General features: G+C 66.5%; 7 protein-coding genes. 5 read left to right on the top strand and 2 right to left on the bottom strand.

What is annotated here, in order from left to right; translation table 11 throughout:
- Nucleotides 1-33 precede the first annotated feature (33 nt).
- Nucleotides 34-1,671 (top strand): family 14 glycosylhydrolase, encoded by a 1,638-nt coding sequence (locus B7R21_RS12015; protein WP_116283479.1) that lies wholly within the window; start codon nucleotides 34-36, stop codon nucleotides 1,669-1,671.
- Nucleotides 1,672-1,752: 81 nt separating this feature from the next.
- On the opposite strand, the gene B7R21_RS12020 is transcribed toward B7R21_RS12015, so the two are convergent.
- Nucleotides 1,753-1,983 carry a hypothetical protein gene (locus tag B7R21_RS12020; RefSeq protein WP_147305879.1) on the bottom strand — a complete coding sequence of 77 codons (231 nt, stop codon included), beginning with the start codon at nucleotides 1,981-1,983 and terminating at the stop codon, nucleotides 1,753-1,755.
- Nucleotides 1,976-4,549 (bottom strand): ATP-dependent DNA ligase, encoded by a 2,574-nt coding sequence (locus tag B7R21_RS12025; protein WP_116283481.1) that lies wholly within the window; start codon nucleotides 4,547-4,549, stop codon nucleotides 1,976-1,978. The genes B7R21_RS12020 and B7R21_RS12025 overlap by 8 nt, the downstream gene beginning before the upstream one ends.
- A gap of 69 nt (nucleotides 4,550-4,618) precedes the next feature.
- On the opposite strand from B7R21_RS12025, the gene B7R21_RS12030 reads away from it, so the two are divergent.
- From B7R21_RS12030 to B7R21_RS20980, 4 genes are all read left to right on the top strand, one after another.
- Nucleotides 4,619-5,476: a Ku protein gene (locus tag B7R21_RS12030; RefSeq protein ID WP_116283482.1), complete on the top strand. Its 858-nt coding sequence runs from the start codon at nucleotides 4,619-4,621 to the stop codon at nucleotides 5,474-5,476.
- 91 nt (nucleotides 5,477-5,567) lie between these two features.
- Entirely contained in the window at nucleotides 5,568-6,233 is a 666-nt protein-coding gene (locus B7R21_RS12035; RefSeq protein WP_253259772.1) for a DUF3105 domain-containing protein, read from the top strand.
- Entirely contained in the window at nucleotides 6,230-7,012 is a 783-nt protein-coding gene (locus B7R21_RS12040; protein ID WP_253259773.1) for a DUF305 domain-containing protein, read from the top strand. Before B7R21_RS12035 ends, B7R21_RS12040 begins: the two co-directional genes overlap by 4 nt.
- Nucleotides 7,013-7,217: 205 nt before the next feature.
- The coding region (locus B7R21_RS20980; protein ID WP_172592149.1) for a transposase at nucleotides 7,218-7,540 on the top strand (323 nt) is incomplete at its 3' end.

Here is a 7,540-nt window from a genome sequence, read left to right on the forward strand (position 1 = left end):
GTGAGCTCACCATTTTCGTACCGAGAGAGATCGATGAAGATCAGACACAACCCCCCGTCCAATCCCCTGCGCTCCAATCCCCTCCGCACCAGCCCCCTCCGCTCCAGCCCGCTGCGCTCCCACCCCCTGCGCCGGCTCCTGCTCGTCACGGGCCTCACCACCGCCCTCGCGGCGGGCGTGGTCGCACTGCCGGGCGCGGCACTGGCCGACACCGGCGACTCCCCCACCGTCAATGCGATGGCACCGCTCTGGATGGCCGACTGGTCGAGTGACGGCCCCCAGTGGCAGGCCTTCACCCGCCAGCTCACCGAATTCAAGCGCATCGGCGGCACAGGGATCTCGGTCGACGTCTGGTGGGGAAAGGCGGCGACGAGCCCCACCAGCTACAACTGGGCCTACTACGACAAGACGTTCGGCGCGATCACGGCCGCCGGGCTCAGCATCGTGCCGGTGATGTCGTTCCACCAGTGCGGAGGCAACGTCGGTGACGACGGCGACTGCAAGGTGCCGATCACGATCCCGTCGTTCGTCTGGGCACCCCTGGTTGTGGGCGGAGTCGTCGGCACCCGGTCGGCCGACAACTACTACCAGAGCGAATACGGCAACATCTCCCGCGAGACGGTGTCGCCCTGGGGAACCGCCGCCGGGCGCACGTACCAGCAGATGAAGAACTTCATGAACGCGTTCGAAGACCACTTCAGCGGCACGGGGCCGGGCGCAGGATCCGACCTCCGCGGATCGATCAGTGAGATCGCGCTCAGTGCGGGCGCCTCCGGCGAACTGCGGGAACCGTCGTACAACGCTCATGACGCGAGCGTCCCCGGTTCACCCGCGAACTACCCGAACCGCGGAGTGCTCCAGACCTACAGCCCGGCAGCCAAAGCCTCGTTCACGGAGTGGGTCCTGTCGAAGTACGGATCCGTCGCCGGTGCGGCCACGGCCTGGAGCATCCCCGGGCTCACCCTCGACACGATCTCGGCGCCGAACGACCACGAGAACTTCTTCACCTCCGGCGCGTTCAAGAATCTGCAGTACGGCAAGGACTTCACCAGCTGGAACACCCAGAGCCTGGTCGGCCACGGGCGGAAGGTGCTGAACGCCGCGATCCAGGCGTTCGACGGCGCGTTCAAGAACATCGATCTGAGCGAGAAGATCCCCGGAGTGCACTGGCAGACGATGGCGGCTTCGAGCATCCAGCGGGTGCCTGAGGTGACCGCCGGCCTCATCTCCACCGACACAGACATGAACAGTGCGGCCACCGGTCACGGCTACAACCCGATCCTGTCGATGATCGGCGACGTGAACGTGCACGGCGACGGAACCCTGCCGGTGACGCACAGGATCGTGCTGCACTACACCGAGCTCGAGAAGCCGAACCTCGTCGACGACGACAAATACCGGGGTGCCTATTCCGCCGCCGCCGACCAGGTGGGCTGGATCGCCGACGCCGCCTGGAATGCGGGCGTCCTCCTGAAGGGCGAGAATGCCCTGAACGGCGGCCTCTACGGTGACGGCGATGCCTCGCACGCGGGCTGGTCCCACATCCGCCAGGCGTTCGATCGCGACCCGGTCAGGCGTTTCTACGGCCTCACCGTTCTGCGACTGAGTGATGTGGCCACGCCCGGTGCGGCGGAGACGGGCATGGCTGCCTTCATCCGCGACTACAAGTAGCGGTTCCGGTCAGAAGCCCCGCGAACACGAAGAAGCCCCGGACCGCACAGGTCCGGGGCTTCTTCGAACGATCGGTTCAGGCTACGCGCCGTCGACGTGACGGAGTACCTGCAGCGGGATGAAAACACCGAGGCAGACGGCCACGAGGCCGGACGAGAAGATCAGGGCACCGAAGTCGGGGAACTCGAAGGCGACACCGAAGAGGAACATTCCGCCGATGAACAGCGCGAGTGACACCACCAGGGCGACGACGGTGGTCACTCCACCTGACGACTGCCGGGTTTCAACAGGGCCTCTACCGATCTCATCCATGCGTCCATCCTAGATCAGACGGGGACTTGTCTGTTCGCCAGCCGCGCCAACTCGGCTGGCGGAGATGCCCGGAGCCCGTCCACTCGGCGAACTCGACTTCACCGACGAGGGTGGGCTCGATCCAGCGCGCGTCAGCCGCGACCTCACGGGGAACCTCCGCGAACGGGCTCGACGATCGCGCGAGCGGTGCGACCTGCTGGGAGAGCCGTTCCAGCTCCTTCTCGCTGAAGCCCGTGCCGACCCTCCCCACGTAGCGGAGCTGGCCGTCGTCAGGGATCCCGAGCAGCAGCGACCCGATCGTGTCGGAACGTCGCCCCTTTCCCGGACGCCAGCCGCCCACGACGACCTCCTGGGCAAGATGGTGCTTGATCTTGATCCACGAGCGTGAGCGTGAGCCTGCCGTGTATGCGCTCCCGTGTTTCTTCGCCATCACCCCTTCGAGCCCGAGCTGCTCACTGCTGCTGAACGCGGCGTCGAAGTCCCCGGCGAAGGCCTGAGGCAGCTGCACGCGGGAACGGGCATCCGGAACCACCGCCTGCGCGAGCAGGGCCCGCCGTTCGTCGTACGACTCACGGAGAAGAGATCGGCCGTCGACGTTCATCAGATCGAAGACGAAGTAGTGCACGGCGACTCCCCGCGCGGCCCGTGCCACCTCGACCTGTCCCTGCAGGTTCATCCGCTGCTGCAACCGGCCGAAGTCCGGTCGGCCTTTCGCGTCGAGCGTCACGATCTCACCGTCGATGACAGCCGAGTGAGTGCCCACGGACGCCCGGATCGAGTCGAGCAGGTCGGGATACTGGCTCGTGACATCGTTTCCGTTTCGCGTGAGAAGCCTGACGCTCACCTCGCCCGCGGCATCCGGAGCCTCGACGTAGGCGACAGCCCGGATGCCGTCCCACTTCATCTCGAATGCCCAGTCGCCGGTATTCCCGAGGTCCTTCCCCGAGCCGAGCGTGGCGAGCATGGGCGTGATCGGCTCCTCGGGCAGCGCACGCCCCACCGACCGCGCCGCGTTGATCGCCGGGGCCTCGTCGTCGGGCTGGGGCGCCAGCCCCCGATGCTTCTCCTCCTGGGCCTTCGTGTACGTCAGCTCCATCCGGTGGATCAACCAGTTCCTGGCGCCCTTCTCGTCGTCGCCTGAAGCCCGACCGGACCCCGCAGCCCCGCGTGCGCCCGTGTGGATGAGTGCGAATTTTCGGTCACCACCGAGCCCGCCCCCCTTCGTGCCGTGGAGCGTTGCGATGACCTCCTTGCCGTCTCGCCACTTCTCGAGGTCGTAGGTGCCCTGATCCCAGATCTCGACCGTTCCACCGCCGTACTCGCCCTTCGGGATCGTGCCGGCGAAGGTGGCGTACTCCAGCGGGTGATCCTCGGTCTGCACCGCGAGATGGTTGACCTTCATGTCGGTCGGCACCCCCTTGGGGATGGCCCACGAGACCAGCACGCCGTCGTGCTCGAGCCGGAAGTCGTAGTGAAGCCGCGACGCGTCGTGCCTCTGGATGACGAACATGTTGCCAGCGCCGGGCGCCGGCCGCGCCTCCGGAACCGGCTCGGGAGTCTTCGCGCCGTCGCGCATGCTGCGGTAGGTGTGCAGTGCGTCGAAGTCCGGCTCCAGCGGCTCCCCGCCCTCCAGCAGCACCGCGAGCGGATCTCCACGCCGCTTCACCCGCGCGAGAACCTCCGTGTGGCTGAGCTGCGCCAGCGTGGGCGATGCAAGTTCCCTCCACGTTCGGGGGGCCGCAACGGTCGGATGCGATCGCCCACGGAGCGAATACGGCGCCACCGTGGTCTTGGATGCGTTGTTCTGGCTCCAGTCCACCAGCACCTTCCCGACCCGCAGCGACTTCTTCATGTCGCTCACAATCAGATCGGGGTGATCCGCTTCGAGAATGCGGGCGAGCTCGTGCGCCACGGCGGAGACCTGCTCGCTGCTCTGGGTGCCATCCAGCGCAGCGTAGAGGTGGATGCCCTTGCTCCCGCTCGTCACCGGCACAGGCTCGAGCCCCATCCCCTGCAGCAGCACCCGTGCCAGCTTCGCGACCTCGACGCACTCCGCCAGGCCCACCCCATCGCCCGGATCGAGATCCAGCACGAAGCGATCGGGGTTCCGCCTCGCCCCCCGCGGCCCGAACCGCCACTGCGGCACATGCAGCTCGAGTGCAGCGATCTGCGCCAGCCAGGTGAGAGTGGCACGGTCGTTGACCAGCGGATACTCGTTGGCATGGTCGGAATGCTCGATCGAGTGCCGTCGCACCCACGACGGCGTCGAGTCGTCCAGATTCTTCTGGAAGAACATCTGGCCGGGATGCTCGTCGGTACCCACACCGTCGACCCAGCGTTTGCGGGTGGCCGCCCGGTCGCGCGTGTGCGGCAGCAGGTACTCGGCGATCTCGGAGTAGTACCGCAGCACGTCCGCCTTCGTCGTGCCGGTCTCCGGGTAGAGCACCTTCTCGAGGTGGGTGAGCTTCAGCCGGTGACCGTCGACGTCGACGACCACATCCGAGGGTGAGGTGGATGCCCGGGAGATGGATGCCCGGGAGCCTGGCCTTCGCTGTGCGGCGCTCATGGCCCCATCCTGCCCGCCCGCACGTCAAGGCACTAGCTCTTGACGGGTCGTCGCGCCACACTGGAGGGCATGAGGTCCATTTGGAAGGGTGCCATCACGTTCGGGCTGGTGAACGTGCCCGTGAAGGTCTACAGCGCGACAGAAGACCACGACATCTCCCTGCACCAGGTACACGACGCCGACGGTGGACGCATCCGGTACCAGCGCGTCTGCGAGATCGACGGCTCGGTCGTCGAGTACGCCCACATCGACAAGGCCTACGACGACGGGGAGCGCACGGTGATCATCACCGCCGACGACATCGCCTCGCTGCCTGCGGAGAAGAGCCGCGAGATCGATGTCGTCGAATTCGTGCCCGGCGAGCAGATCGACCCCATCCGTTTCGACAAGAGCTACTACCTCGAACCCGACTCGAAGTCGTCGAAGGCCTACGCGCTCCTGCGGCGCACCCTCGAGGAGACCGAGCGTGTCGCGATCGTGCACTTCGCCCTCCGCCAGAAGACGCGACTCGCAGCTCTCCGTGTAGCCGGCGATGTTCTGCTGTTGCAGACCCTGCTGTGGGACGACGAGGTGCGCGAGGCGACGTTTCCGAGCCTGGATGATCATCCCGCCGTGTCCCGCAAGGAACTCGACATGTCGGCCAAGCTCGTCGAGTCGTATTCGACCGATTTCGAACCCGGCAAGTTCAGCGACGACTACCAGCTGCAGTTGCGCGAGCTGATCGACGCCAAGCTGGCCAAGGGCGACTCCGTCGACACCGAGGAGACGTTCGGCGAGTCGGCGGACCACAGCGATGGCGACGCGGATGGCTCGGGCGGCGAGGTGCTCGACCTCATGGAGGCGCTCCGCCAGAGCGTCGAGAAGAGCCGGGGTGCGCGCGAGGCCACGTCGAAGACTCCCGCTCGCACCACGAAGAGCGCCGGTTAGTTGTCGCTTTAACAGATTCCTCCCGGTTGGCATCGCTAGTCTGTCCCAGGCACACCTGCGAGAACACCCCTGAGAAGAAGAGGCTCCCCCCGTGGCATCCGGTAACAAGAACAGCGCGCTCACCGTCAAGCAGGAGCGCGATGCGCGCCGGGCAGAGAAAGTCGCGGCGATGAAACGCGAGCAGGCGAAGCAGACGCGCAACCGTCGCATCGGGATCGGCGGAGGCATCGGAGCCGCCGCGTTGATCATCGTGCTGGTCGTCGTCTTCGTGGTCACCGGATCGGGTTCTGCGCCCGCACCGGTCGCAACCAAGGCCGACGGCGTTCAGACCTTCACCGGACTGACGCAGAAACACGTCACCGGCACGGTCACGTATCCGCAGGTACCGCCTGTCGGCGGCAACCACGCGGCCGTCTGGCTGAACTGCGGCGTGTACGACCAGCCCGTTCCCAACGAGAACGCCGTACATGACCTCGAGCACGGCGCCGTCTGGGTGACCTACGACGCTTCCCAGGTCACCGGCGACCAGCTGACCGCGCTTCGGGCCGCACTGCCGACCACCTACATCGTGCTCTCGCCGTACGTCGGACTGCCCTCCCCCGTGGTCGCCTCCGCATGGGGTGCCCAGATCCAGCTGACCGGAGCGGACGACACTCGCCTGGCCGACTTCCTGAAGACATATTGGCAGTCACCGAACGCTCCTGAGCCGGGCGCAGCCTGCACCGGTGGTGTGACAGCTCCCGGCCTGGTGTCGTGAGCGCATCCACGGATGCCGACGACATCGTCGACGCCGACGACCAACTCGACGAGCCCGGGCCAGCCAGGGCCGACACCTCTGGCAGCTCAGGCGGATTCGGTTCCCGCTCGGGCCGCACGGTGCGCATGCGGCTCGCCATCGCCGTCGGAGCCGTGCTTCTCGTGGCCATCGGACTCGTCGTCGGGCGGGTCACCACCCCGACCGTCACGTTTCCCTCGACACTGAGCGCAGAGGCCGGCTTCGCTCGCGACATGCAGGTGCACCACCAGCAGGCGGTCGACATGGCCATGACGGTTCGCGAGCAGACCACCGACCCGGATGTACGCCAACTCGCCTACGACATCGCCACCTCCCAGAGCCAGCAGGCCGGGCAGATGTTCGCGTGGTTGAACCTCTGGGGTCTGCCTCAGGCCTCGCCGTCGCCCCAGATGACGTGGATGACTCTCCCGACCCTCGACCAGAGCGCCTCCGGCCACGGCATGAACATGAGCGCCACGGAGTCGACCCCCGGCGCCGGGGATGCCTTCGTGCCCGGCACGCTGATGCCCGGGATGGCGTCGGCCGCGGATCTTGCGCGTCTCCGTACCGTCACAGGAGTGGATGCCGAGAAGCTCTTCCTCACCCTGATGATCGCGCACCACAAGGGAGGCGTCGAGATGGCGCAAGCGCTCGTCGAGCGGTCGACGAATTCCGACGTGCTCGCCCTCGCCAACTCGATCATCAAGGCGCAGACCAGTGAGATCGGCTACATGACAGAGCTGCTGGCGGCTCGTTCGTAGGTCGTTCCGCTGCTGCTGTCGCGCCCTTCGGGCTTGCCGTCAGATGGATGGGGTCTGGATGCGCGTGGCTGGATCGGTGAGGTGGCCAGCCGAGTCGGGGCTCGAGACGCAGATGGTGGGCTGGGGTGCCCGGGCAAAGGCCTAGTTCTACCCGGGCTTGGGTCTATACGATTTTCGGTGTAACTCCTGAGCAAGGAGGAACCGAATGACTGACGTGAAGATCGACGTGGAGGACGAGGCCGTGGCGACGGTGAAGCATGACGGCTTGGTCGATGGCCGGCTGGTAGACCAGCTCATCGGGCGGGCACGGGAGCAGGGCGTCGCGTTGACGGGCGAGGCCGGCCTGTTGGGCCAGTTGACGAAAATGGTCCTCGAGTCGGCGCTCGAGGGCGAGATCACGGACCACCTCGGCTACGACAAACACGAGCGCGTCGAAGCCACCTCCAATGCTCGGAACGGGTCGAGGACGAAGACAGTCCTGACTGACATTGGTCCGGTCCCGATCGAGGTCCCTCGGGACCGAAACGG

It is taken from the genome of Subtercola boreus (assembly GCF_003399625.1).
In the GTDB taxonomy this organism is placed as follows: Bacteria; Actinomycetota; Actinomycetes; order Actinomycetales; family Microbacteriaceae; genus Subtercola; species Subtercola boreus_C.

Coding starts and splice junctions, on each gene's coding strand:
- B7R21_RS12020 (WP_147305879.1), bottom strand. CDS start 1,983: ATGGATGAGATCGGTAGAGGCCCTGTTGAAACCCGGCAGTCGTCAGGT.
- B7R21_RS12025 (WP_116283481.1), bottom strand. CDS start 4,549: ATGAGCGCCGCACAGCGAAGGCCAGGCTCCCGGGCATCCATCTCCCGG.
- B7R21_RS12030 (WP_116283482.1), top strand. CDS start 4,619: ATGAGGTCCATTTGGAAGGGTGCCATCACGTTCGGGCTGGTGAACGTG.
- B7R21_RS12015 (WP_116283479.1), top strand. CDS start 34: ATGAAGATCAGACACAACCCCCCGTCCAATCCCCTGCGCTCCAATCCC.